General features: G+C 64.8%; 24 protein-coding genes. 16 read left to right on the forward strand and 8 right to left on the reverse strand.

Annotation, left to right across the window (positions count from 1 at the left end):
- Positions 1 to 5: 5 nt before the first annotated feature.
- The gene (locus NLM33_RS12145; RefSeq protein ID WP_254096274.1) at positions 6 to 854 is read right to left on the reverse strand and encodes a DUF308 domain-containing protein; all 849 of its coding nucleotides are present in this window, start codon (positions 852 to 854) and stop codon (positions 6 to 8) included.
- A gap of 312 nt (positions 855 to 1166) precedes the next feature.
- Between NLM33_RS12145 and NLM33_RS12150 the strand changes: the two genes are divergently transcribed.
- Together NLM33_RS12150 and NLM33_RS12155 are read left to right on the forward strand one after the other, a co-directional pair.
- Positions 1167 to 2816, forward strand: coding sequence for a glycosyltransferase family 39 protein (locus tag NLM33_RS12150; RefSeq protein ID WP_254096275.1), 1650 nt, complete (start codon positions 1167 to 1169; stop codon positions 2814 to 2816).
- Positions 2817 to 2999: 183 nt separating this feature from the next.
- Positions 3000 to 3779, forward strand: coding sequence for a class II aldolase/adducin family protein (locus NLM33_RS12155; protein ID WP_254096276.1), 780 nt, complete (start codon positions 3000 to 3002; stop codon positions 3777 to 3779).
- 213 nt (positions 3780 to 3992) lie between these two features.
- Here NLM33_RS12155 and NLM33_RS12160 read toward each other — a convergent pair whose 3' ends face one another.
- From NLM33_RS12160 to NLM33_RS12170, 3 genes are all read right to left on the reverse strand, one after another.
- Positions 3993 to 5387: a M20/M25/M40 family metallo-hydrolase gene (locus NLM33_RS12160; protein ID WP_254096277.1), complete on the reverse strand. Its 1395-nt coding sequence runs from the start codon at positions 5385 to 5387 to the stop codon at positions 3993 to 3995.
- A 28-nt stretch (positions 5388 to 5415) separates the two neighbouring features.
- Positions 5416 to 6789, reverse strand: coding sequence for a glycosyltransferase family 87 protein (locus tag NLM33_RS12165; RefSeq protein WP_254096278.1), 1374 nt, complete (start codon positions 6787 to 6789; stop codon positions 5416 to 5418).
- Positions 6790 to 6888: 99 nt separating this feature from the next.
- Entirely contained in the window at positions 6889 to 8511 is a 1623-nt protein-coding gene (locus tag NLM33_RS12170) for a helicase HerA-like domain-containing protein (RefSeq protein ID WP_254096279.1), read from the reverse strand.
- A gap of 330 nt (positions 8512 to 8841) precedes the next feature.
- On the opposite strand from NLM33_RS12170, the gene NLM33_RS12175 reads away from it, so the two are divergent.
- The 14 genes from NLM33_RS12175 to NLM33_RS12240 all read left to right on the forward strand — a co-directional run bounded on the left by NLM33_RS12175 (position 8842) and on the right by NLM33_RS12240 (position 21534).
- The gene (locus tag NLM33_RS12175) at positions 8842 to 9207 is read left to right on the forward strand and encodes a DUF2267 domain-containing protein (protein ID WP_254096280.1); all 366 of its coding nucleotides are present in this window, start codon (positions 8842 to 8844) and stop codon (positions 9205 to 9207) included.
- Positions 9208 to 9231: 24 nt separating this feature from the next.
- Positions 9232 to 9639: a DUF4332 domain-containing protein gene (locus tag NLM33_RS12180; protein WP_254096281.1), complete on the forward strand. Its 408-nt coding sequence runs from the start codon at positions 9232 to 9234 to the stop codon at positions 9637 to 9639.
- A gap of 139 nt (positions 9640 to 9778) precedes the next feature.
- The gene (gene folP / locus NLM33_RS12185) at positions 9779 to 10627 is read left to right on the forward strand and encodes a dihydropteroate synthase (RefSeq protein ID WP_254105770.1); all 849 of its coding nucleotides are present in this window, start codon (positions 9779 to 9781) and stop codon (positions 10625 to 10627) included.
- Entirely contained in the window at positions 10624 to 11001 is a 378-nt protein-coding gene (folB, locus tag NLM33_RS12190) for a dihydroneopterin aldolase (RefSeq protein WP_254096282.1), read from the forward strand. Before folP ends, folB begins: the two co-directional genes overlap by 4 nt.
- On the forward strand, positions 10994 to 11485 hold the full coding sequence (gene folK / locus NLM33_RS12195) for a 2-amino-4-hydroxy-6-hydroxymethyldihydropteridine diphosphokinase (protein ID WP_254096283.1): 492 nt from the start codon (positions 10994 to 10996) through the stop codon (positions 11483 to 11485). The genes folB and folK overlap by 8 nt, the downstream gene beginning before the upstream one ends.
- A gap of 87 nt (positions 11486 to 11572) precedes the next feature.
- Positions 11573 to 13444 (forward strand): methylmalonyl-CoA mutase family protein, encoded by a 1872-nt coding sequence (locus tag NLM33_RS12200; RefSeq protein ID WP_254096284.1) that lies wholly within the window; start codon positions 11573 to 11575, stop codon positions 13442 to 13444.
- Complete coding sequence (locus NLM33_RS12205) at positions 13441 to 13905, forward strand: GFA family protein (RefSeq protein WP_254096285.1); 465 nt, start codon at positions 13441 to 13443, stop codon at positions 13903 to 13905. The genes NLM33_RS12200 and NLM33_RS12205 overlap by 4 nt, the downstream gene beginning before the upstream one ends.
- A 17-nt stretch (positions 13906 to 13922) precedes the next feature.
- Positions 13923 to 14072 (forward strand): hypothetical protein, encoded by a 150-nt coding sequence (locus NLM33_RS12210; RefSeq protein WP_254096286.1) that lies wholly within the window; start codon positions 13923 to 13925, stop codon positions 14070 to 14072.
- Positions 14069 to 16225: a methylmalonyl-CoA mutase gene (gene scpA / locus NLM33_RS12215; protein ID WP_254096287.1), complete on the forward strand. Its 2157-nt coding sequence runs from the start codon at positions 14069 to 14071 to the stop codon at positions 16223 to 16225. The genes NLM33_RS12210 and scpA overlap by 4 nt, the downstream gene beginning before the upstream one ends.
- A gap of 257 nt (positions 16226 to 16482) precedes the next feature.
- A complete protein-coding gene (locus NLM33_RS12220) occupies positions 16483 to 17217 on the forward strand; it encodes an RsiV family protein (RefSeq protein WP_254105772.1) in 735 nt (244 codons plus the stop codon).
- 132 nt (positions 17218 to 17349) lie between these two features.
- Positions 17350 to 18333, forward strand: a complete 984-nt coding sequence (locus NLM33_RS12225) for a tripartite tricarboxylate transporter substrate binding protein (RefSeq protein WP_254096288.1) — start codon at positions 17350 to 17352, stop codon at positions 18331 to 18333.
- Positions 18334 to 18414: 81 nt separating this feature from the next.
- Positions 18415 to 19404 (forward strand): methylmalonyl Co-A mutase-associated GTPase MeaB, encoded by a 990-nt coding sequence (meaB, locus tag NLM33_RS12230; protein ID WP_254096289.1) that lies wholly within the window; start codon positions 18415 to 18417, stop codon positions 19402 to 19404.
- Positions 19401 to 20057 (forward strand): pyroglutamyl-peptidase I, encoded by a 657-nt coding sequence (locus NLM33_RS12235; protein WP_254096290.1) that lies wholly within the window; start codon positions 19401 to 19403, stop codon positions 20055 to 20057. The genes meaB and NLM33_RS12235 overlap by 4 nt, the downstream gene beginning before the upstream one ends.
- Positions 20058 to 20163: 106 nt before the next feature.
- Positions 20164 to 21534 (forward strand): TIGR03808 family TAT-translocated repetitive protein, encoded by a 1371-nt coding sequence (locus NLM33_RS12240; protein WP_254096291.1) that lies wholly within the window; start codon positions 20164 to 20166, stop codon positions 21532 to 21534.
- A 21-nt stretch (positions 21535 to 21555) separates the two neighbouring features.
- On the opposite strand, the gene NLM33_RS12245 is transcribed toward NLM33_RS12240, so the two are convergent.
- The 4 genes from NLM33_RS12245 to NLM33_RS12260 all read right to left on the reverse strand — a co-directional run bounded on the left by NLM33_RS12245 (position 21556) and on the right by NLM33_RS12260 (position 25517).
- The gene (locus NLM33_RS12245; RefSeq protein WP_254105774.1) at positions 21556 to 22035 is read right to left on the reverse strand and encodes a TIGR03809 family protein; all 480 of its coding nucleotides are present in this window, start codon (positions 22033 to 22035) and stop codon (positions 21556 to 21558) included.
- Positions 22036 to 22544: 509 nt separating this feature from the next.
- Positions 22545 to 24239 carry a S8 family serine peptidase gene (locus tag NLM33_RS12250; RefSeq protein ID WP_254096292.1) on the reverse strand — a complete coding sequence of 565 codons (1695 nt, stop codon included), beginning with the start codon at positions 24237 to 24239 and terminating at the stop codon, positions 22545 to 22547.
- 13 nt (positions 24240 to 24252) lie between these two features.
- The gene (locus tag NLM33_RS12255; protein WP_254096293.1) at positions 24253 to 24951 is read right to left on the reverse strand and encodes a hypothetical protein; all 699 of its coding nucleotides are present in this window, start codon (positions 24949 to 24951) and stop codon (positions 24253 to 24255) included.
- The gene (locus NLM33_RS12260) at positions 24948 to 25517 is read right to left on the reverse strand and encodes a sigma-70 family RNA polymerase sigma factor (protein ID WP_254096294.1); all 570 of its coding nucleotides are present in this window, start codon (positions 25515 to 25517) and stop codon (positions 24948 to 24950) included. Before NLM33_RS12260 ends, NLM33_RS12255 begins: the two co-directional genes overlap by 4 nt.
- Positions 25518 to 25934 lie beyond the last annotated feature (417 nt).

Raw genomic sequence — 25934 nt, forward strand, 5'->3', positions numbered from 1 at the left:
GGACCTCAGGAGCGCTGGTCGAGATGCGTGCGCAGCTCGTCGATCGAGGCGAAGCGCATCATCCCCTCGGGCATCTGCGCCTCGATCGAGCCGTCGGAATAGAGCGAATAGGCCATCCCGTCGACGACGCCCGATTTGAGCACGGTGACGGCCGGCTGCTCGGCCGGCGGTGGCGCGGGAGGTGGCGCGGCGTCCGTAAGGGTCGAGGGTGAACGAGGCGGCGGACGGCGCGGCGGCGCGGCCTCCGGCGGGCGCATGCGTTCGGGCTTCGGCCAGGCATCGTCAAAGCTCGCCGGCGGCGGCTCGGCAGGCTCGGCGGCCTCGGGCGCCGGATGCTCCTCGGCCGGTGCGGTCTCGGCAGCCTTGGCCTGCGCGCGCTCGCGCTCCTTGCGCGAGGTCGAAGCAAACAAAAGATTGCGCCGGCGCGGAGCTTCCGGCGTTGCTGCGGGCGCTTCCGGCACCGGCGGCACGTCGGCGCGCGTACGCGCGGCCGCTTCATCCAGCCATGGCGGCGGGGCAGCCGGAGATACCGGCATCGCGGGCTCGGCCTTGGCGGCTTCAGCAGGAACCGCTTCGGGCGCGGGCATACCCGCTGTCGCCATGCCCGGCGGAAGCACCGGCCTGACCCGAACCTCGGACAGTGGCGCCGTTCCTGCAAGCCGGCGGGCCATGCCCTTCAGCTCCTGCACGACGGCGTACAGGCCGATCAGTAACATCCCGGAGCAGACGCCAATGGTCCCGCTGAGTATGAGAGTACTGCCGAGACTGAATTCCTTGAGCGAGATGCCCCAGAGGACCGTGAGGAGACCCGCCACAAAGGCGAAAATCCCCGCGATCAACAATACCAGCGCCATCGAACCCACCCCCGGCCGCGCATGATCGCGCGACACCGCCTACGCCAAGATACCGTCATATCGCATGCCTCGCCAACGGCGATTTGCCGTAACCGTTCCTTAAAATAGCGAAATCAGAGACTTATTCACATTCCCTTCAGCAACACCTCGCTAGCTCTATCAAAGCGTCAGGATCTGGAAATTGCTGCGTTGCATCAGGAATTTAGCCATAATGCGCAATTACTTGGAAATGGAACTGCGCTATAGGGTTTCCGGGGAAAAGGGCCGTGCGCACCGGCACGGCCTAGAGGGGATTCCGGGTCACCGATAGCCATGACATCCATCACCACTTCGGCGATCGATACGCCCCTGCCGCGCTCGATTGAGCGGACTTGCGATGACATTGCCATGCTGGTGCTGGCGGCGGTCGCGATCATCGCGGGGCTGACCTTCCGCGACTACGGGCTTGGCTGGGACGACTACACCCACGCCGAATATGCCGACCTCCTGCTGCGCATGTTCGGCTCCGGCTTCAAGGACACCGCGGCGCTCTCCTTTGCCAATCTCTACATGTATGGCGGCGGCTTCGACATGGTCGCAGCGCTCCTGCACAAGGTCATGCCGATCGAGTTGTTCGAGACGCGCCGCCTCGTCGGCGCCGTCGTCGGCGTGATCGGGCTTGCGGTGACCTGGCGGCTCGCTCGCCGCATCGGCGGACCTCTTGCAGGCCTCGCAGCACTCCTGCTGCTCGCACTCTGCCCGATCTTCTACGGGCACATGTTCATGAATCCGAAGGATGCGCCCTTCGCGGTCGCGATGATCATCCTGATGCTCGGCCTGGTACGGCTTGCGGAAGAATATCCGCAGCCCTCGCCACGCACGATCCTGATCGTCGGCCTCGGCGCGGGCCTCTCGATCGGCACGCGCATTCTCGGCGGCCTTTCGCTCGTCTATGCGATGATCGGCTTCGTGCCTCTGTTCCTGGAAGAGCTGCGCGTCGAAGGTACCCGCGAAGCGATCCGCCGCTTCGCCCATGTCGTCTACGTGCTGCTGCCCGGCCTCGTGCTCGGCTATCTCATCATGGGCCTGATCTGGCCGTGGTCGATCATGGAGCCCGGCAATCCGTTCCAGGCCCTGACCTACTTCTCGCACTTCTTCGAGAAACCCTGGAAGGAGATGTTCGACGGCGCGTTGGTGTCCGTGCCCGACATGCCCTGGTCCTACCTGCCGACGCTGTTCGCGCTGCAATTGCCCGAAGTCATGCTCGTGCTGATGATCGGCGCCGTCATCGGCACCTTGGTCATCCTGCCACGCCGTGAGGTTCCGGCGCGCCGCAAGACCATTCTGTTGATGCTGACGCTCGCGGCCACGCTGCCGCTCGTGATCGCGATGGTGAAGCGGCCAGCGCTCTACAACGGCATCCGCCACTTCGTCTTCGTCATTCCGCCGATGGCCGTCCTTGGCGGAGTCGCCTTTGCCTGGACCATGGAGCGTCTGCGGACCAATCACCGCGCCTGGCAGCCGGTCGTGCTCGCCACCTTCTGCTTCGGCCTCGCGCTGTCGCTCGCCGAGATGATCCGGCTGCATCCCTATCAATACACCCACTTCAACCATATCGCCGGCACCGTGCGCGCCGCCGACGACCGCTTCATGCTGGATTATTGGGGCCTGGCCTTGAAGCAGGCCTCCGACGAGCTGCGCGAGCAGCTCATCGAGCGGCAGGAAGTCCCGCCGCGCAATCGCAAGTGGAAGGTCGCGGTGTGCGGCCCGCAGCGGCCGGCGCAGGTCGCGCTCGGCCCCGATTTCACCATCGGCTGGGATTCCAATGCCGCAGACTTCGCCATGACGCTCGGCGAGTTCTACTGCAAGGGCCTCACCGCGCCGGTCATGGTCGAGATCAAGCGCGACGACGTGGTCTTCGCCCGCGTCTACGACATCCGCGGCCGCAGCATTTCCAGCCTGCTGTCGATCCCGGCGCCGTAATATTTTTCTCCTGACTCTCCTTGGTGGATCCCGCATTCCACTTCCGCCTTCGCTCTTCGAGCCACGGCGGACAAGTCGCTCCATGCGGGCCACGCTTGACTGCCGCGCATCGCGCGCCTTGCTGCATGCCGTTCGCAGGACTAGGCTCCCGCTCCGCAACAACGAGGTTCGGAGAGATTTGCCATGTCACCAGCGGAAGCGCGCCTGAAGGAAGTGCCGTCGAACATGACGGAGGCTGAGTGGCAACAGCGGGTCAATCTCGCCGCCTGCTACCGTCTCGTTGCCCTTTACGGCTGGGACGACCTGGTCGACACCCACATCTCAGCCCGCGTGCCCGGCCCCGAGCATCACTTTCTCATCAACCCCTACGGGCTGATGTTCGACGAGATCACCGCATCGAGCCTGGTCAAGGTCGACCTGCACGGCAACCAGCTCACCGAGAGCGAGTACAGCATCAACCCCGCCGGCTTCACCATCCATTCGGCGATCCACGAGGTGCGCGAGGATGCGATCTGCGTGCTGCATCTCCACACGCTCGACGGCACCGCGGTGTCGAGCAGCGCGGAAGGATTGTTGCCGCTGAATCAGACCGCGCAGCTCGTCACCCACGACCTCGCCTATCACGACTACGAAGGTATCGCGCTCGATCACGAGGAGCGGCCGCGGCTCCAGAAGGACCTCGGCGACCACAACCACATGCTGCTGCGCAATCACGGCACGCTGACGGTCGGCCGTTCGGTCGCCTCCGCGTTCGAGCGCATGTATCACCTCGAGCGCGCCTGCTCGATGCAGGTGCGCACGCGCGCGCTCGGCACGCCGATCTATCCGGTCGAGGAGATCGCGATCGAAAAGAACACCGAACTGCTCTCCAACCGCGACCGCGCCGAGCTGCGCGCCACCAACCTCGTATGGCCGCCTCTGCTGCGCAAGCTCGACCGCGTCAATCCGGGCTACCGGACTTGAGAATTGCGAAGATTCGTGTAGGATCTTCTGCGAACGACCTCTGCACGTTTTGGAATGAAACGCCGCCCAATTCCGGGCGGCGTTTTTGTTTTGGTGCTGCAAACACCGAACGTCATTCCGGGGCGCGCGACAGCGCGAACCCGGAATCTCGCGCAACAATCTCCAGATTCCGGGTTCGCCTCTTCGAGGCGCCCCGGAATGACCGCTATGCGGTCACTTGACCTCCGCGAGCGCGGCGAGGATGCGGGCCCAGGAGCGGATGCCCTTCTGGAAGCTCTGCAGATCGTACTTCTCGTTCGGCGAATGGATGTTGTCGTCATCGAGGCCGAAGCCGACGAGCAGCGAGTCAAGCCCAAGCGTGCGCTTGAAGTCGGCGACGATCGGGATCGAGGCACCCGAGCCCATCAGCACGGTCTCGTTGCCCCATTCGTCCGTCAGTGCCTTCTTGGCGGCGGCGAGCGGCTTCATGTTCCAGTCGAGCGCGATCGCGGGCGCGGCCGAATGGTCGCCGAACTCGACCTTGCAGTCGGCCGGAATTCGCGCCGACACGTAGTCGCGGAAGGCCTTGCGGATCTTCGCGGGGTCCTGCCCCTCGACCAGGCGAAACGAGACTTTTGCAGATGCATGTGACGGGATCACCGTCTTGGAGCCTTCGCCGATGTAGCCGCCCCAGATGCCGTTGACGTCGCAGGTCGGGCGCGAAGAAGCCTGCTCGATCAGCAGCCGTCCCTTTTCGCCGGCCGGGATCGACAGACCGATCGGCTTGAGGAACGTGTCCGGCGTCAGATTGAGCTTCTTCCACTGCTCGAGGATATCCGCGGGCAGGTCCTTCACCCCGTCATAGAAGTCGGAAATGGTGATGCGGCCGTCATCGTCGAACAGCCCGCCGAGAATCTTGGCGAGCACGCGAATCGGGTTCATCGCCGCGCCACCGAACACGCCCGAATGCAGGTCGCGGTTGGCGGCCGTGATCTTCACCTCTTCATAGAGCAGGCCGCGCAGCGACGTCGTGATCGCCGGCGTGTTCCGATCCCACATGCCGGTGTCGCAGACGAGTACATAGTCCGCCTTGAACTCGTCCTTGTTGGCTTCGATGAACGGCACGAAGTTCTTCGAGCCTACCTCCTCCTCGCCCTCGATCAGGAAGGTGACGTCGATCGGCAGCGAGCCCGTCACCGTCTTCCAGGCGCGGCAGGCCTCGACGAAGGTCATTACTTGCCCCTTGTCGTCCTCGGCGCCGCGCGCGACGATGATCTTGCGGCCGTCGGCATGATCGGTGACGACGGGCTCGAACGGCGGGCGGTGCCAGAGATCGAGCGGATCGACCGGCTGCACGTCGTAATGTCCGTAGAACAGCACGTGCGGACGTCCGCTCGGCTTGCTCTTGCCGACGACGGCGGGATGGCCCGCGGTCGGCCTGACCTCCGTTGCAACGCCGAGGCTTGCGATATCCTTGGCGAGATGCTCCGCCGCCGCCTTGCAATCATTGGCAAAGGCCGGGTCGGCCGAGATCGACTTGATGCGCAGCAGCGCGAACAGGCGCGTCAGGCTGTTGTCGAAATCCTTGTCGATTTGATCGAGCACGGACTGAAGCTGTGCATTGGACATTGTTCTCGTTCCTGACTTGCGGTGGTTCTCAAGGCGCTGCTGCTTTTAGCGCCGCCGCGGCTTTCGAGCCAGACGCATCTGGCGGATGCCTGATGTGCCAGACCAGCGCGCCACCGAGAACGGCGGTGGCCGCGAGATTGTTGCCCCAGGCCTGCAAGACCAGGGGAAACAGCGGCAGCGACAGCAGCATGAGGATGCCCGCAGCGGCCAAGGCGATCCAGGTTCCCAGCCGCACGCCTGGTCGCTCGTCGAAAGCGGCGCGATGCATCAGCACCGTGATTGGGAAGAACAGCCATATAAAGTAGTATTGTCGCGCCAGAGGCGAGGCCACCGTCATCAGGCAAAACAGGATGCCGAGCTCCTCGGCGTTCGAGCGTTCCGTTCGCCGCCGCTGCGGCGGCATCGCGGCGAGGAAGCCGAGCCCGAGCGCCGCCGATACTGCGAGCACGATCCAGTTCGCGGTTTTGTAATCGACATCGATCACGTTCGTGGTACGCGGCGGCTTGTCGGGATCGTCCTGATTCCAGTTGACCGGCCGCACCAGGCGGTGCGTCACCGCGATGATGGACTGATTGACCCACGACCAGTTCTGCTCGTCGCGCTTGCCGAAGCCTTTTTCCGAGCTCGAGCCGACCATGGCCTGGTACCAGGTCTTGATCTCAGCGACGTTGTGATCAAAGCCGCGGATCGGTGCGGGCACCACGAAGAGCAGGATGCCGGTGCAGGCGATCATGCTGACGACCGCTCCCCATTGCCGTCGCCAGAGCAGATAAGGCAGCACCGCGACCGGAAACACCTTGATGGCGGTCGCGAGCGCGAACATGAAGCCCGCGAGCCAGGATTCCAGCCATGTTTCCCGATGCTGGAGGCTCCAGAATCCGTACAGCATCATCGCCAGCAGAACGAGGTTGGGCTGGCCGAGGTCGAACATGTCGAATACGAAGGAGATCGTGACGAAGGCCGGCAGCGCCTCCAGCCATCGCCCGGGCGCGCGACCCGATCCGGACATCGCGTGGGAGAATTGCGCGATGTACCACCACGCCACGGCGTTCAGGATCGACAGGACGATATAGAGCGGGACCTTGCCGAACCAGCTCGGGATCGCGAGCAGGATCGCCGGTAGCGGCGGATAGAGGAAGGCAAACTGGGCGGCGAGATCGCTGGGGTAGAGATCGCCGCCCTGCAGCACCTGCTGCCCGGCCCAGTACCACAGCGCGTAGTCCTTGGTCTTGCCGCTGCCGAAAATCTCGGGAACGAGGACATCGGCGGTCAGCACTACACAGCAAAGCAGATATAAAACGTCGAGCGGCGCGCGCAGTGACGGAGTCCTGAGCACGCCGGGCTTGGCTGGGGATGTGGTCGGGATCACAGCTCGATCAATCAGCGCCAAAAAACAGATCATACTGGATCGCGCCGGGGCCGGAAGCCCTGCCCTCGAGCGCGACAAGACAAGATGCGGTTGCAAACCAGCCCGATCGCTTCGATCGAATTTCCTTGCGCGTCAGCGCCGCAACAATCCGCCCAGCGCGCCGCGCACCAGGGCGCGGCCGACCGAGCCGCCGAGCTGGCCGCCGACCGACTTGCCGAGATCGGCGACGACGCCGCCGACCACCTGGTTTGTGACCGTGCGCGTCACGTCGCGTACGACACGCTGACCGGTGGTGAGCCGGGCGCGCCCCGTGTTGGTGCCGAAGATGGTGCCGACAATCGAGCCGATCTGGCCGAGGATGCCGCCCCCGCCTCCGCTCGCCGAACCGTCCGCGGTCGCCGCACTGCCGGCAATGCGCTTTTGCAGGATCTCATAGGCGGATTCGGCATCGATCGCGGTGTCGTATTTTCCCTTCACCGGGCTTGCATCCATGATCGCCTTGCGCTCCTCCGGCGTGATCGGCCCGATCCGCGCCGAGGGCGGACGGATCATCACCCGCTCGACCATCGATGGCGTGCCGTTGCCTTCGAGGAAGGACACCAGCGCCTCACCCTTGCCGAGCTCCATGATCACCTTGGTGGTGTCGAGTTTCGGATTGGGCCGGAAGGTCTGCGCGGCGGCCGCGACCGCCTTCTGGTCGCGCGGGGTGAAGGCGCGCAGCGCATGCTGCACGCGGTTGCCGAGCTGCCCAAGCACCCGGTCGGGCACGTCGATCGGGTTCTGCGTCACGAAATAGACGCCGACGCCCTTGGAGCGGATCAGGCGGACCACCTGCTCGATCTTGTCCATCAGCGCCTTGGGCGCGTCGTTGAACAGAAGGTGCGCCTCGTCGAAGAAGAACACCAGCTTCGGCTTGGGCAGATCGCCCGCCTCGGGCAACTCCTCGAACAGCTCTGAGAGCATCCACAACAGGAATGTCGCGTAAAGCCGCGGGCTCTGCAGCAGCTTGTCGGCGACCAGGATGTTGATCATGCCGCGGCCGTCACGGTCGGTCTTCATGAAGTCCTTCAGCGTCAACGCCGGCTCGCCGAAGAATTTGGTGCCGCCCTGGTTCTCCAGCACCAGGAGCTGGCGCTGGATGGTCCCGACCGTTGCCTTGGTGACGTTGCCGAACCCCTGGGCGGCTTTCCGGATCGGCGCCAGCGGATCTTCTCCGGCATCCGGCCCCTTCCTGCTGGTGTCGGGCACGATGGCGTCGAGCAACGCCCGCAGGTCCTTCATGTCGATCAGGGTCAGGCCGTTGTCGTCGGCGACGCGGAAGGCGACGTTGAGCACACCCTCCTGCACGTCGTTGAGATCAAGCATGCGGGCCAAGAGAAGCGGGCCCATCTCGGTGACGGTTGCGCGCACGGGATGCCCCTGCTCGCCGAACACGTCCCAAAACACCGTCGAGAACTGGTCGGGCTGGAACGTCAGCCCCATGTCAGCGGCGCGCTTGACGATGAAATCCTTGGCCTCTCCTACTTCGGAGATGCCTGAAAGGTCGCCCTTGATATCGGCGGCGAAGACCGGGACACCGGCGCGCGCAAATCCTTCCGCCATCACTTGCAGCGATACGGTCTTGCCGGTTCCGGTTGCACCGGTGACGAGGCCATGGCGGTTGGCGAGCGCAAGCGTCAGCCAGGCGGTCTCGTCTCCCTTGCCGACAAAGATCTTGTCGCTGGTATCTCCGGGCTTGGTGTCTTGTGTCGCCATTACTGATTGCCTTGGTGCGGGAGTGCGATCGTAGGTTCCGTAGTTTAGCGTATGTTGGGTGCCGATTGAACGGGTCAACGCATCTCACGAAGCGTGCATATGCGACATTGTCGAAGGCGAGACGCCTAATCCTTCGACAAAAGTCGGAATGACAGGTTCGCACAGCGGTAATTTTTCGCGGATTCTATCTTTCGCTCTTGCATAGCTGCAACACTTCCTCCGCGATTCGTCGCTGCTCATGCGTTCGTCGCTTGTAATTCTTAACGCACCGGCTCAAGATCATTTTCAGAAGCAAGACTCCGGACTCGAACCGGCTGAGGGGCAGGCCAAATGGACGAGCTGATCGGGCGGCTGGCGACAAACGCCAGCATCGATAGTGCTGTCGCTGAAAAGACCGTCGGCATTATCCTGGGCTTCCTGCGCAACGAAGGCCCTTCCGACAGCGTCCAGGCTCTGATTGATCACATTCCCGGTGCCGAAGCCGCGATCGCCGCGTCGCAAAGCGGCGGCGGCCTTTCGCGCCTGATGGGCGGCGGCCTGATGGCCGTCGGTACCCGGCTGATGGGCCTAGGGCTCGGCATGTCCGACATTCAAAAGATCGCCCGTGAACTATTTCGTTTCGGCCGAGACAAAATCGGAGCGGATCAGATGGGCAAGATCATTGCGGGGACGCCGGGCCTCAGCCAGTTCGGCTGAGGCACGCATTGCATATCGAATGTCATGACATATCCCATCTCCGAGATTGAGGGCCTGTCGGCCTTCGCCGCCAGCAAGCTGAAGGCGCAGGGCATCCGCACCACCGTTGCGCTGCTCGAAGCTGCCAGCACCTTGAAGGGTCGCAAGGCGCTCTCCGCCAGGACCGGCATCAGCGAGCAGCAGCTCCTGGAATGGGCCAACGTCTCCGACTACATGCGCATTCCCGGCATGGGCAAGGCCAAGGTCAACCTCGTCCGCGCCGCCGGTGTCACCACTGTCCGCGAGCTCGCCTATCGCAACCCGTCGCGGCTGGCGCAGAACATGCGCGAGGTGAACGAGAAGCGGAAACTGGTCCGCGTGCTGCCGTCGGAGAAGTCGGTCGGCGACCTCATCGCCAAGGCCCGCAAGCTGGCGCCGAAGATTTCGTATTAGGCGCTGGTCGCTCGCAGCATACTGAGTCTGCGCAGCAGACTGAATCTGGTGCCACACCTTCGGTGTCGTCCTGGCGAAAGCCAGGACGACGTTGGGGATGCGTCTTGACTTGACCTCCCCGACCGCGCAAAGCGACCGCATGAGCGCCTTGCCCTCGCACCCTGCCCCGTCCACTGCCGCATGGCTGCGGACGCTGCTGGCCAGGCCGGTCCCGGCGGTGATGGGCGTGCTCAACGTCACGCCGGATTCGTTCTCCGACGGTGGGCAGTTCATCGCGCCCGACGAGGCGCTGGCGCGGGCGCGCACCATGATCGCCGATGGCGCCGACATCATCGACATCGGCGCCGAATCCACTCGGCCCTACAAGGGCGCCCAGCCGGTCACGGCGGAGGAGGAGCTGCGGCGGCTGAAGCCGGTGCTGGCGGAAGTGGTCGCGCTCGGCGTGCCGGTCTCGATCGACAGCATGAAGTCGGAGGTCGTGGCTTTCGCGCTGGACCAGGGCGCAGCGATCGCCAACGACGTCTGGGGCCTGCAGCGCGATGCCTGCATGGCAGAAGTGGTCGCGGCGCGACAAGTCCCCGTCATCGTGATGCACAACCGCGACAGCGTCGATCCCGCCATCGACATCATGCAGGACATGATCGCGTTCTTTCAGCGTTCGCTCGACATCGCGGCCAAGGCGGGCATCGCTGAGGGCCACATCGTGCTCGACCCCGGCATCGGCTTCGGCAAGACGCCGGAGCAGAGCATGACGGCGCTGGCGCGCCTCAACGAGCTCAGCGCCTTCCGCCTACCTGTGCTGGTCGGCGCCTCACGCAAGCGCTTCATTGCATCCGTGTCACCGTCGGAGCCGCAAGAGCGGCTCGGCGGCTCGATCGCCGCCCATCTCATCGCCGCGCAGTGCGGCGCGCGGATCATCCGCACCCATGACGTCGCCGAGACCCTGCAAGCCCTGCGTGTCGCCACCGCCATCGAGAGCAAACCATGACCGATACGATCTTCGTCACCGGCCTCGTGATTCATGCCCGCCACGGCGTGATGGAGCATGAGACCGAGGTCGGCCAGCGCTTCGTCATCGACCTAGAGCTCTACGCCGACCTCCAGGAATCCTCGCGCACCGACCGGCTCGCTGACACCGTCTCCTATGCCGACGTGGTCGCGACCACGACGGCTGCGTTCAAGAACACCAACTACAAGCTTTTGGAGCGCGCGGCCGGTGCGGTGGCCGATGCCATCCTGTCGCATTTTTCGCGCATCCGTGCGGTGAAGGTCACCGTGCACAAGCCGCATGCTCCGATCGCCGCCATTTTCGATGACGTCGGCGTGATGCTGACGCGCTCGCGGCACCCAAACCATGGCTAGCGTGCTCATCGCCTTGGGCGGCAATGTCGGCGATGTCCGCGCGACATTCCGAAAAGCGATCTCCCACATCTGCGGCATGGCGCAGGCGGTGCTGGTCGCGCGTTCCTCCGACTACACGACGCCACCCTGGGGCGACGAGGACCAGGCGCCTTTCGTCAACGCCTGCATCGAAATCGAGACCAGCCTCGATCCGCACGCGCTCTTGTTCGTGATGCAGAAGGTCGAGCAGAAATTTGGTCGGACCCGCGACAAGGAACGCCGCTGGGGACCGCGTACGCTCGACCTCGACATGATTGCTTATGACGACGTCTCGCTGCAAAAGCCGGATCTGATCCTGCCGCATCCGCGCCTGTTCGAGCGCGCCTTCGTGCTGGTACCGCTCGCCGAGATCGCGCCCGACCGCATGATTGGCGGCATCCGCGTGCGCGACGGCCTCGCCAGCGTCTCAACGCAAGGAATCGAGCGGCTTTCGGATACCGGTTAACCAAAAACAACCGTTTGCAGGGACGGCCGGCCGTGGCAATTTCGCCCCCAACGACGAGAACGAACATGTCCGGGAGCTTCCTGCCGAATGACCGCCGTGACTGACGATCTGCCGCTGGCCGCGGACTTCCCCAAGGCGAGTTACGAGGATTGGCGCAAGCTGGTCGATGGCGTGCTGAAGGGCGCGCCGTTCGAAAAGCTCGTCGGCAAGACGTATGACGGGCTGAAGATCGATCCCCTCTATCCGCGCGCCAAGGATGTCACAGCCGTGGTGGGACGGCCGGCGGCCGCTCCCTGGCAGGTGATGCAGCGGATCGACCATCCCGATGCAACGCAGGCAAACGCGCAGGCGCTCACGGATCTCGAGAATGGCGCGACCGGGCTTGTGCTCGTGTTTGCCGGCGGCAACGGCAGCCATGGCTTTGGCCTGGAACCGACGGCGGATGCAGTCGCAAAGGTCCTCAGGGATATTCACCTCGATGCCGGCATCGGCATCGAGCTTCAGGTCGGCCCACAATCGCGGATGGCCGCGATCCATGTTGCGGAATACGTGAAGAGCAAGGGCATCGATCCTGCGGCCTGCGACATCCGCTTCGGCCTCGATCCACTGGCGGCCTGCGCAGTCTGGGGTCACAGCCCCTATGCCTGGGAGGAGATCGTTCCAGCGGTGACCTCTGGGATCAAGGGCCTCGCGGCGCTCGGCTTCAAGGGACCGTTTGCCTCCGCCGACGGACGCGTGGTCCATGATGCCGGCGGATCGGAGGTGCAGGAGCTTGCCTTCGTGCTCGCCTGCGGCGTTGCGTATTTGCGCGCGATCGAAGGCGCCGGCGTTCCCCTGGAGCAGGCGCAGGGCATGGTCTACGCACGGCTTGCCGCGGATGCCGACCAGTTCCTGACAATGGCAAAGTTCCGCGCGCTGCGGCTATTATGGGTCCGCATCGAGCAGGCCTGCGGCTTGACGCCGAAGCCGCTGTTCATCGCGGCCGACACCGCCTGGCGCATGCTGACGCAGCGCGACCCCTATGTGAACATGCTGCGCGCGACCATGGCGACGTTCGCCGCAGGCCTTGCCGGCGCCAATGCCGTCACCGTGCTGCCGCACACATTGGCGCTCGGACTTCCCGACGCATTCGCGCGGCGCGTGGCGCGCAACACGCAGCTCGTGCTGCTCCAAGAGAGCAATCTCGCAAAAGTCTCCGATCCCGCCGCGGGCGCAGGCGGCATCGAGGCGCTCACGGCGCAGCTTTGCGAGGCGGCCTGGGCGCTGTTCCAGGAAACCGAAAAAGCCGGCGGCGTCTTTGCCGCGCTTCAGCAAGGCCTGATCCAGGGCAAGGTCGCCGCAACGCGCAAGGCGCGCGAGGCCAACGTCGCAAAGCGCCGCGACGTGCTGACCGGCGCCAGCGAGTTTCCGAATCTGCAAGAGAGCGACGTGGCCGTGCTGCCGGGAACGCCGATCGCGCTTGCGCCTTATGGCGAGCAAAAGTTCAAATTCGACCCGCTTGCGCCGATCCGCCTTGCGGAACCTTTCGAGGCGCTGCGCGATCAATCCGACGCAAAGCTGAAAGCAAACGGCGCGCGGCCAAAGGTGTTTCTGGCCAACCTCGGCACGGCCGCTGATTTCACCGCGCGCGCAACCTTCGCAAAGAGTTTCTTCGAAGCCGGAGGCATTTTGGCCGTCGATAGCGAGGGCTTTGCCGATCCGGCAAAGCTTGCAGCCGCCTTCAAGGCGTCGGGCGCGGAGCTCGCCTGCCTGTGTTCCAGCGACAAGGTCTACGCGGCCCATGCAGAAGCCTCGGCCAGGGCCCTGCAAAACGCCGATGCGAAGCATATCTATCTGGCAGGCCGGCCGGCCGAGAACGAAGCTGGCTTGCGCGCCGCCGGCGTGAGCGGGTTCATCTTTGCCGGCGCCGACGCCCTCGCCACGCTGCAGGACGCCTATCGACGGATGGAGCAGGCATGACCGAGACGAGCAAACCCGTTCTCACCGGCGGCTGCCAATGCGGCGCGGTCCGCTTCGCACTGGCGGCCGCGCCGAACAAGATCAGCATCTGCCATTGTCGGATGTGCCAGAAAGCCAGCGCCGCGCCGTTCGCCTCCTTCGCCGATATCAACAAGACGGATTTTGCCTGGACCAAGGGACGGCCGTCGTCCTTCCGCTCCTCCTCGATCGCCGAGCGCGATTTCTGCGCCGCTTGCGGCACGCCGCTGAGCTTCCGCCGCATCGACGGCGACCGCATCGAGATCCTGACCGGCGCCTTCGACCGGCCGGATCACGTGGTGCCGACGCGGCAATACGGAACTGAATCCCGGCTCGGCTGGGTCGTCGGAATCGCAAACCTGCCGAGCCAGACCACGCAGCAGAATTACGGGCCGGAGAAGATGGCGACCATCGTCAGCCATCAGCATCCGGATCATGATTGATATGCTAGGATTGTATTATGCTCGGTTTCTTGGCGGAATTTCTGTTCTGGGTGATCGTGTCGTCCATCGAGCATTTCTTCACCAAGGTTTCACCAGGAAGAGTGGCCAAAAAGAAGCTTCATAGACTGATCGAACGAAGCCGCAAGCTTGAGGAAGCCAAGGGATGAGCCGAATTCCCAATTTCGCCGATGTCGCCTTCGAGCGCGTCGCAAACCCCGCTTCCGCCGGCAGTGCCGAGCCGTGGCTGACGCCCGAGGGCATTTTGGTGAAGCCCGCCTATGGCGAAACCGATCTCGCCGGCCTCGATTTCCTCGATACCTATCCGGGCATCGCGCCGTACCTGCGCGGCCCCTACCCGACCATGTATGTCAACCAGCCCTGGACGGTCAGGCAGTACGCCGGCTTCTCCACGGCGGAGGATTCCAACGCGTTCTACAGGCGCAACCTCGCGGCCGGACAGAAGGGTCTTTCGGTCGCCTTCGACCTCGCCACCCATCGCGGCTATGACAGCGATCATCCGCGCGTCGGCGGTGACGTCGGCATGGCCGGCGTGGCGATCGACTCCATCTACGACATGCGCACGCTGTTTGCCGGGATTCCGCTCGACCAAATGAGCGTGTCCATGACCATGAACGGCGCAGTGCTGCCGATCCTCGCGCTCTATGTCGCAGCCGCCGGCGAACAGGGCGTGGCGCCGGAGAAGCTCTCGGGCACCATTCAGAACGACATTCTGAAAGAGTTCATGGTGCGCAACACCTATATCTATCCGCCTGCGCCCTCGATGCGGATCATCTCGGACATCTTCGCCTACACCTCGCAAAAGATGCCGAAATACAATTCGATCTCGATCTCCGGCTATCACATGCAGGAGGCCGGCGCGACGCAGGACCTCGAGCTCGCCTATACGCTCGCCGACGGCGTCGAATATCTTCGCGCCGGGTTGGCTGCCGGCCTCGACGTCGACCGCTTCGCGCCGCGCCTGTCCTTCTTCTGGGCGATCGGCATGAACTTCTTCATGGAAGTCGCCAAGATGCGCGCCGCGCGCCTGCTCTGGGCAAAGCTGCTCAAGCCGTTCAACCCGAAAGACCCGCGCTCGCTCTCGCTGCGTACGCATTGCCAGACCTCCGGCTGGTCGCTGACCGCGCAGGATGTCTTCAACAACGTGATGCGCACGACCGTTGAGGCGATGGCGGCGACGCAAGGCCACACCCAGTCGCTGCACACCAACGCGCTGGACGAAGCGCTGGCGCTGCCGACCGATTTTTCCGCGCGCATCGCCCGCAACACGCAGCTCTTCCTCCAGCAGGAGAGCGGCACGACCCGCATCATCGATCCCTGGGGCGGCTCCTATTATGTCGAGCGGCTGACGCGCGACCTCGCTGCGAAGGCCTGGGGCCACATCCAGGAGGTCGAGGAGCTCGGCGGCATGGCCAAGGCCATCGAAGCCGGCGTGCCGAAACTGCGCATCGAGGAGGCGTCCGCCAAGACACAGGCCCGGATCGACGCGGGCAAGCAGGCAGTGATCGGCGTCAACAAGTACAAGCCTTCAGATGAAGTGCCGATCGAGATCCTGAAGGTGGACAACACCAATGTCCGGCGCTTGCAGATCGACAAGCTGACGCGGCTCAAATCCGAGCGCAACCAGAAGGACGTCGAGGCCGCGCTCGCCGCGTTGACGCGCTCGGCCGGCGAAGGCAACGGCAATCTGCTCGCGCTCGCGATCGACGCAGCGCGCGCGAAAGCAACGGTCGGCGAAATTTCCGACGCGATGGAAAAGGTGTTCGGTCGCCACCGCGCCGAGATCAGGTCCATCACCGGCGTCTACAAGCGGGAGGCGTCCGCCATGGGCAGCCAGGTTGAAAAGGTGCAGGCGCTGATCGACGCCTTCGAGGAGGCGGAAGGCCGCCGGCCGCGCATTCTCGTCGCCAAGATCGGCCAGGATGGCCACGACCGCGGCCAGAAGGTGATCGCGTCGGCCTTTGCCGATATCGGCTTCGACGTCGACATCGGGCCGCTGTTTGCCACCGCCGATGAAGCCGCGCGCCAGGCGGTCGAGAACGACGTGCACATCCTCGGCGTCTCCTCACTGGCCGCCGCCCACCTCACCGCGGTGCCGGAATTGAAGGCGGCGCTGAAAAAGCACGGCCGCGACGACATCATGATCATCGTCGGCGGCGTGGTGCCGCCGCAGGATTACGATGCACTTTATGCAGCAGGTGCGGAAGCGATCTTCCCACCGGGCACCGTGATCGCGGATGCCGCCGAGGAGCTGATCCACAAGCTCAACGTGCGGCTCGGGCACAGCGCGGCGGCGGAGTAGTTCGGCACAGTCAGGCGGAGAACCTGCAGGCGCCTTGCCGCGACCAACCTTCACGATCCGGTGTATCGATCAAGCGTTCTGCGCCGGTTCATCTTACGGTGTCTATGCTGTGGCAGGTGTCCGGGCTCGGCCAAGCTGGCGGCCTCGGAAGAGAGCATGAATTCATGGGTATTGACGTGACATACTATCGTGCAACCACGCGCGCGGGGCTGCTCCTACGGACCATCGCGATCCTTTCGACCGTCGCGGCGGTCTCCATGGCCTCGCCGTCCCATGCGGCCGAGCCCAAGCCCGATGCCATCATCAAGAACAGGACCATCGAGGCCCGCGTGCTGCTCGACGACCAGATCAAGGCCGATCCCGCGCTCGCTGCCGATTGCCTGGCCGAGGGCAGGAAGTGGCTCGAGAAGAATGCGGCCGATGCCGCCGCCTCGCGCAAGCAGGATCCGCAGTTCTTCCAGAACGGCGGCTGGGATTTCGAGCGCAAATACACGATCCGCTCGGTGGTTGCCGACCGCTATCTCAGCCTGATCCGCGCCGACTATATGGATACCCACGGCGCGCATCCGAATTCCGACGTCAACACCATCCTGTGGGACAAGACGCAAGCCAAACGCATATCGATCCGTCCGTTCTTCACCGACACCGCCGACAACGGAGCGACGATGAAGGCCATGCAGAAGGCCGTGATCGCCTCGCTGCGAATCGAGAAGAAGAAGCGCGATGCGGGCGAGACGGCCACCAACGAGTGGTTCAAGAGCGTCGAGCCGAGCCTGCTCAAGATCGGCGCCGTGACGCTCGCGCCTTCGACCGAAGCGGGCAAGAGCTCCGGTCTCACCTTCCACTATCCGCCCTATGCGGTCGGCCCCTACGCCGAGGGCGAATATGTCGCCTTCGCGTCGTGGGAGACGCTGAAACCTTATTTGACGCCGGAAGGCGCGCGGATTTTCGGCGGCGCACGACCGAAGGGCGACGAAGACGACGGGCAATGATTCGTCGCGGCATGGACAACGCGTTGCTCACAGCGCAACTGGTCTGGCCAGCTTGCCGCGCTGGTGCAAAGCTGCCAAAACTGTCGCTATAGACAGGGCGTCCGACGTTACAGGCGCCGCTGGAAGGTGCTCATGTCTGCCATCACGCGCCGCGCCTTCGCGGCATCGTCTGTCGCTGCCGCTGCTTTCGGTCTCAAGCCGGTACGCGCGGAGACCTATCCGGCGCGGCCCGTGACATTGATCGTGCCATGGGGTGCGGGCGGCGGCACGGATGCAACCGCGCGCATCGTCGCCGCGATGCTGGAGAAGGAACTCGGCCAGCCTTTCAACGTGGTCAATCGGGTCGGCGGCTCCGGTGTCGTCGGCCACACCGCGATCGCAACTGCCGCTCCCGATGGCTACACGATCGGCATGCTGACCGTGGAGCTCACCATGATGCACTGGCAGGGGCTCACCGACCTGACACCGCGGAGCTTCACGCCGCTCGCCATGCTGAACGAGGACGCACCCGGCATCCAGGTCTCCTCCGCCTCGCCTTACAGGACGGCCAAGGAATTGGCCGTGGCCATCAAGGACGCGCCGCCCGGCAAGTTCATTGCGTCAGGCACCGGTCAGGGCGGCATCTGGCATCTCGCACTGATCGGCTGGATGCAGGCGATGGGCCTGCCGGCCAACCAGGTCGCCTGGGTGCCGTCGAACGGTGCCGCACCCGCGATGCAGGATCTTGCGGCTGGCAAGATCGATCTCGCTACCTGCTCGGTGCCCGAGGCCCGCGCGACGATCGAAGCCGGGAAGGCGCGCAGCCTCGCCATCATGGCGCCGGCGCGCAACCCTGTTTTCCCCGACGTGCCGACCCTGAAGGAAGCCATGGGGATCGACTATTCAACCGGCGGCTGGCGCGGCATCGGCGGACCGAAGGGCCTGCCTCCGGAGATCGCGGCCAGGCTCACGACGACGGCGAAGAGGATCTTCGACTCCGCGGAGTTCAGGGCCTTCATCGCCAATCGCGGCTTCGGCATGGCGTGGCGCGATGCCGGCCAGTTCGCCGACTTCATGGACAAGGGCGATGTTCAGATGGGCGCCGCGATGAAAGCCGCCGGCCTCGCCAAGGCGTGACGTGCCGAGCGGGGTGAAGCCGGCCGCGTCGATCCCGGCCCCGGCCCTCGCCTGTCCCGCCCGGCCGTTGTAAAGCAGGGCATGATTCAGAAGAAGGCTTCGCTCGACGTCAAAGCCCTCGCCCGGGACGTCCGTTCCGGCAGCCGCGCGGCGCTCGCCCGCGCCATCACGCTGGTGGAGAGCCGGCGCGGCGACCATCAGACGGCCGCGCGCGAGCTGGTGCAGCAGCTGCTGCCGGACACCGGCAAGGCGGTCCGCGTCGGCATCACCGGCTCCCCGGGCGTCGGCAAATCCACCACCATCGACGCGCTCGGCGCGTATCTGATCGCGCAGGGCCACAAGGTCGCGGTGCTCGCGGTCGATCCGTCCTCGGCGCGCAGCGGCGGCTCGATCCTCGGCGACAAAACCCGGATGGCGCAGCTATCCGCGTCCGATCACGCTTATATTCGCCCGTCGCCGTCATCTGGCACGCTTGGCGGCGTCGCCGCCAAGACGCGCGAGGCGATGCTGCTTTGCGAGGCGGCCGGCTTCGACGTCGTGCTGGTCGAGACCGTCGGCATCGGCCAGTCCGAGACCGCGGTCTGCGACATGACCGATTTCTTCCTTGCCCTGATGCTGCCGGGCGGTGGCGACGAATTGCAGGGCATCAAGAAGGGCCTGGTCGAGCTCGCCGACATGATCGCGATCAACAAGGCCGACGGTGACAACCTCAAGCGCGCCAACATCACTGCCGCCGACTATCGCGGCGCGCTGCACATTCTGACGCCGCGCTCGGAGCATTGGCACCCGCCGGTCGAGACCTATTCGGCTCTGACCGGCACCGGCATCGCAAAACTCTGGCAAAAGATCCTCGATCATCGCAAGGCGATGAGCGCATCGGGCGATTTCGCCGCGCGCCGGCGCGAACAGCAGGTGAAATGGATGTGGTCGATGCTGGAGCAGCGCATGCTGTCGCGGCTGCGCACCGAGGCCTCCGTCCGCGCCAGGGTGAAGAAGATCGAGGCCGAGGTGGCCGATGGCCGCGTCACGCCGGCGCTCGCCGCCGAGCACATCATGGAGCTCCTGCAATGAGCGGCAAGCTTCGCGTCCTCCTCACCGGCTTTGGCCCGTTCCCCGGCGCGCCCTATAATCCGACGCAGCCGCTGGTCGCGCGGCTGTCGCGGCTGCGCCGTCCGGCGTTCGACGGTGTCGAGCTTAAGACCCACATCTTCCCGGTGACCTATGCCGCGGTCGACCGGCAATTGCCGGAGGTGCTCGCAAGGGTGAGGCCCGATGCGCTTCTGATGTTCGGCCTCGCCGCACGCACCTCATACCTGCGCATCGAGACCCGCGCGCGCAACGCCGTCACCATGCTCTGGCCCGATGCCGCCAATACCCGTTCCCGCAAAGGCGCGATCGCAGCGAACGCGGACGCGATGCTGTTCGGCCCCCACACCGCAAAGCTCCTGCGGGCCGCGCGACTGACCGGGATCGACGCGCGGGCCTCGCGCGATGCCGGCGCCTATCTCTGCAACTATCTGAGCTGGCGTGCGATCGAGAGCGTGAACGCCGGCGGGCCAAAGCTTGCCGCGTTCATCCACATCCCGCTGTTGGCGCGCAGTGGCGCGTCGCGGCGCAAGGGAGCGCCGCGCATCACGCTGGAGGAGCTGGTCGATGCCGGCGAAGCGATGCTGATGGAGATGGTGCGATCGGCGCGCCGTGACGCGGCTGCGCGGGGTGGGTAAACATTTAACCCTACCTGCAACAATCGTCCGGCGGCCGGCCGCCCTGCCCCATTTCTGCGCTACCTAACGCTCGCGGATGCGTCCCGCGTCCGCCGGAGGACGCGTTATGGACCTCAATCGCCGCCATCTCATCGGAGCTTCCACCGCCGGCATTGCCGGTGCGCTGGCCATGCCTGTCGATGCCGCGCGCGCAGCCCCCCTGACGTCCGTGCTGGGACGCGATGCCACGCAATATGGTGTGCGGCCCGGCAGCAGCGAGGACCAGACGCGCGCGCTCCAGCGCGCCATCGACGACGCCGCGCGTGCGCAGGTGCCGCTGGCGCTGCCGCCCGGCATCTACCGCACCGGTCTGCTGCGGCTGCAAAACGGCTCGCAACTCGTCGGCGTGCGCGGTGCCACGAAACTTGTCTTCACCGGTGGTCCTTCGATGGTCCTCAGCGAAGGCGCGGGCTCGATCGGCCTCGCCGGTATCACTTTCGACGGCGGCGGCATTGCGCTGCCGATACGCCGCGGCCTCATCCAATGTCTCGGCGGACGCGACGTCCGCGTTCTCGATTGCGAGATCACGGGCTCCGGCGGCAGCGGCGTCTGGCTCGAGCAGATCGCCGGAGACATCTCGGGCAATATCTTCACCAACATCGCCGTGACGGCTGTGGTCTCGTTCGATGCCAAGGGACTCATCGTCTCGCGCAACACGATTCTCGGCACCAACGATAATGGCATCGAGATCCTGCGCACCGCCATTGGCGACGACGGCACGCTGGTCGCCGACAACCGCATCGAGAACATCAAGGCCGGCCCCGGCGGCTCCGGACAATACGGCAACGCCATCAACGCATTCCGCGCCGGCAACGTGATCGTGCGCGGCAACCGCATCAACAATTGCGACTACTCGGCAGTACGCGGCAATTCGGCCTCCAACATCCAGATATCAGGCAACAGCGTCAGCAACGTGCGCGAAGTCGCGCTCTATTCGGAGTTCTCGTTCGAGGCTGCGGTGATTGCCAACAACACGGTCGATGGCGCCGCAGTCGGCGTCTCCGTCTGCAATTTCAACGAAGGCGGCCGCATCGCGGTGGTCCAGGGCAACATCATTCGCAACCTGATCCCGAAACGGCCGATCGGCACCGCGCCGGACGACGATGCCGGCGTCGGCATCTATGTCGAGGCGGACACCTCCGTCACCGGCAACGTGATCGAGAACGCGCCGTCCTACGGCATCGTCGCCGGCTGGGGCAAATATCTGCGCGATGTCGCGATCTCGGGCAACGTGATCCGCAAGGCGCTCGCCGGCATCGGCGTGTCCGTCGTGCCGGGCGCCGGCACAGCGCTCGTCAACAACAACATGATCTCCGAGACCCCGCTCGGCGCCGTCGTCGGCCTCGACCACGCGCGAACAGTCACGACGGATCTCGCAGCCGACGGCGCGCAGCGGTTTGCACAGGTGGTGGTCGGCGGAAACGCGGTGAGGCGGTGAGCCCGGGGTCGTCTCCGCCCCCTAAAACGCATTCCGCAGCAGCGGATATTTCGCTTCGATGCCGTCGAGGCTGAAGGTGAATTCGACGACGCGTTCGGGGATTGCAGGCGGAGGCCCGGGGGCGATCGGGGCTTCGGTAATCTCGGCGAGCCGTTCGGGCATGCCGGCAAGGCCGACAGGCACGACCGTTTCCGGCACAATGTGCACGGCCTTCGGCTGCACGGTCTGGGCGTGCTCGCGGCGCACCGTCTCGCGTGACAAGGCCGCCGGCGACCAGCCCAATGCCACCGTCCCGACGGGACTCATCGCCGGCACGTCGGCGCCGTCGGCGAGCGCCCGCCAGGTCTGCACGGCGCGCTTGGCTTCCTGGATGTTTTCGAGAAAGGCGACTTCGGAGTGATAGCGGCGCCAGCGTCCGGTCTCGAACATTTCGGTGAGATGTTCCAGCCGCTGTTCGGCGAGCGCGCACCAGCGTTCCGCGATGTCGCGGCCGCGAGCCACGCCTTGGCGATGTGTCATGAACCAGCCCGTCAGGAGAGAACCACGGACGCGTGACGCAACGCAGACGAATCAATTTAGACGTGACGGGATTATTTTGTGGAAAAGTTTTGACTTGTCCAGCGACGACGCAAATTTCGGGGCGAAATTCCGTAGTGGTGCGGAGATTTCGCGGGCTTTCGTCGTCAAGCCCCGCACAAGCATGGCGGTCTTGCAGCGCAAGTGCGCGAGGCGATTCGCAAACATCATCTGTGCTGACTCAACCCGGAGCTGAACGGCGGGGAGCTTCGGAGATCGAGAGATCGAGAGCCCAAAAAGAAAAGACCCGTCCGGGGGGACAACCGGACGGGTCAAGCCATATGGGCGCTTGGGGTGGATGGGCGCTCGCGCCTGATATGACTGATGGGGAGGGATGACCGCTCCCACATCATTTGGTCGTGGCACAGGGCCGAACGTTCAAAACCCGTCGCGTGATTTTTTAACCTTCGCAGCCCGCGCAGCCTTGCGCGCAACTATCGCGCGGCAGGTCTATCCGCTTGAGAAAGCGTGGATTTGTCGGCGGCGCCGGAAAGCGAGGGTTGCTCCAGCGCGCGTGTTCCAGGCTCTTCGCGACGTTCCGACGCATCTTCACGTTTTGTTGTTCCCGGCACCGCCGCAACCGGCGTCGCACCGTCGACGGCAACCGCCATGACCGCGGCATAAGCATCGGGCTCACCGTCCCCGAACAGATCGTCGCGGCCCGGCGTTCCCAGGTCGCGGGCGGTCTTTACGAGCGTCAGGCGCAGCGCTTCCGGCTTCAAAGCGTAGTTGCGCTCCAGAAGCAGCGCGGCGACGCCCGAGACATAGGCCGCCGAGAACGAGGTGCCCGACGTCATCTGGTATTTGCCATCCGGCGCCGGAAGGAAGATGTCGACGCCGGGCGCGGCGAGCGCGATGTGGCTGCCGCGATTGGATGCGGAGAACAGCTTGTCCTGCGCATCGGTCGCGCTGACCGCGATCACGTTGGGATTGGCCGCGGGATAGAGCGGCGGAGATTTCGCACCGGCATTGCCGGCCGCCGCGATCAGCACCAGCCCGCGCGCGGCGGTCGCCGCGATGGCGCGCTCGATCACCGCGTCCTTCGGCCCGGCAAAGCTCATATTGACGATCTGCGCGCCGTGCTCGGCGGCGTAGTTCAGCGATCTCAGGATCACGTAGGATGAACTCTCGGCGCCCCCCGTGGTGCCGCCGAAGGCGCGGATCGCGATGATGCGCGCCTCGGGCGCGCTCCCCATCAGACGGGCATGCGACACGATCGCGCCGGCGATGCCGGTGCCGTGAACGTGCGGCCCTTCCTTGCTGCCGAGCGCGTCGAAATTGTCCGCGATTGAATTGGCAAGCTCGGGATGGCTGGTGTCGATCCCGGAATCGATCACCGCGACCGTGACGTTCGCGCCATGCACCAGCATATGTGCCTCCGGCAGGCGGAGCTTTGCCAGCACATATTGCGCGGGGTCGCCTTCCGCAGGCACGCGCGCCTTCTGGTCCTGGAGCATGTAACGGAAATTCGGCTGCACCGAGCGCACGCCGTTCGCAGCGGCGAATTCGCGGCGCGCGGTGTCGTAGGACCGGCCGTCGGTGATGCGGAACAGCCCGATGGTGGCGCCGATCAGCGGAAAGCTTTCCGACGCAATGCGGGTCAGGCCGTGGCTGCGCGCAAGCGCGTCGGCATCGGCCGTCGAAAGGTTGCTGTCGAGCTCGGCCACGAACTCATTGGCGAAACTGCGCGACGTGGTGGCGGCCTGCGCCGTGCTCCGGCCCGAATTGCCGGCGCCGTTCTTGCCAGATTTCCCCGAACCGCCACCGGCAGCATTCGGCTGGCCCAGGCATTCGCCGTCGGCGTCGGGCGCGCTACAGGCCGGATAGAGATTGGGCGAATAGCGTACGTATGGCAGCAACGCCGTGTGGGCCATGCGCGCCGTCAGCCGGGGCACCACCCTGGGTCCGCGATCGACGCTGGTTACCGCCCGCCCGGTGACGACGGGACTGCCGCGCCCCGTCACCGTCGGGCTGATGGTCGGCACGCGGGAAGGAATGCTGATTGTCGGCGTGCGCATGATCGCCTGCGCGTGCGCGACCTCGCCGCCGAAAGCACCAATCAAGAGAATCGCGCCCACCGACGAAGCGCAGGCGCCCGCTCTCGACACGCTTTCGGACTTGCGCTTCATGTCTCTCGGGCGCTTAAGGCGCCGCCACGGCGAGGTTGACGATCTTCTCGCGCTGCATCCTGCCGAGCAGCGAGGCAAGCTCGTCGTTGTTCATCGCCTTGTTGAACTGGAGGCGGAACATGCCGCCCTTGGCGCCGTCGACGATCGAGGCCTGGTAGCTGTCGAGCAGCGTGGTGATGTCAGCGATCCGCGCGTCCGGCGTGAACCGCACCAGCGCATGCGCCGACGCCGCACGCGAGGCCCCGAGCTCGCGCGTGATCGGCTCATTCGTAGAGAGCGAGGCCGTCTGGAAGGTCGAGTTCTGGTTCTTCATCAGCACGGCGCCGATGACACCGGCCTGCAGCAGCAGCGCGATCACGCCGAGGCTCGCCGACCAGGCGAGCGTGCGCGGCGACAGGCTCGCGAAGAAGGTGGAGATGCGCGAGGAGAGCGACAGCGCGGTCGGCGCTCGCGCGGGCTCCGCGTCGATCGCCGCGAACAGCTTCTGCATCGCGCGGGCCGACGGAGCACCGAGGCTCTCATTGAGATGGATAGTCTCTTCGTATTCGGTACGGATCGCGGCATATTGCCTGGCGAGATCCGGATCGCGGGCGAGCGCTTCCTCGACCCGGCGCGTATCGCGCGGATTCAGCGTGCCGGCAGCATGCCATGGCAGCAGCATCTCAATTTCACTGGGCTCTTGCTCCAGCATCTTCTTGCTCAATGCCATCATGGCCAGCCTCGTTCTACGCCGGCTGCCTTGAGCAGATCGGCCAGTTTCTTGCGCGCATAGAACAAGCGCGTCTTCACGGTGTTCTCCGGTATTCCGACGATTTCGGCCACCTCTTCCACGGACTTCTCGTGGTAGTAGACGAGATCGACGATTTCCCGATGTTCCGGCGACAGTGCCGTCAAACACTCTCGCAACGCTTCACTGGTATCCTTTTTCTGCACCGCCGTTTCCGGATCGTCGGACTGGTCCTCGATCGCGTTGGCGGCCTCTTCGTCCAGCTCAAGATCCTTCCTGCGCCGAAGCGCAGACAGGGCCTTGAATCGGGTGATTGCCAGCAGCCAGGTGGAAACAGCGGAACGTCCCTCGAACTTTCCGGCCTGACGCCAGACGTCGAGAAACACCTCACTGATCAGGTCCTCAGCGACCTGCTCATCGCGCACGAGCCGGAGCCCGAAGCGATAGACCCTGACATGGTGCCGCCCGTACAGCACCTGCATGGCGAGCCGGTCGCCTTGGGCGATCCGGGCGATCAGGACTTCGTCCGAAGCCGCCTGTGTCACGCTCAAAGGCCGTCTCGCAAAGTTGGTCGGGTCGAAACGGCAGGCGGTTCGACGGGTGGCGCAAGATTCTTCAACTTACCGCAGTCGTACGGGGACATGTGTGATGTGCCCCACATACGCGCGTTTTCTTGCAGCCCTTGGGGACATGCTGAAAATGGTAACATAATACTAGAACTTTTCCCTACGGAGCGCCCGCAGGCGCGGCGCGATCTTACCAAGCCTCGATCCATAACGCAGCCTTGCGCAGCGCATTCGCCGGCCAAAATGACTGTATCTCTGGACCTTACCGTTGACCTTATCCGTGGCCCATTACTTGACGCATTCCCCGGCCTATCGCCGACAATCCCTAATCGCTGGCTAATTTCCGTGTCGGATCAAGGCACTTACCCGGGCGCAGCGCCCGGATTCGCACCGCAAGGATAC

Source organism: Bradyrhizobium sp. CCGUVB1N3 (genome assembly GCF_024199925.1).
Lineage (GTDB): Bacteria > Pseudomonadota > Alphaproteobacteria > Rhizobiales > Xanthobacteraceae > Bradyrhizobium.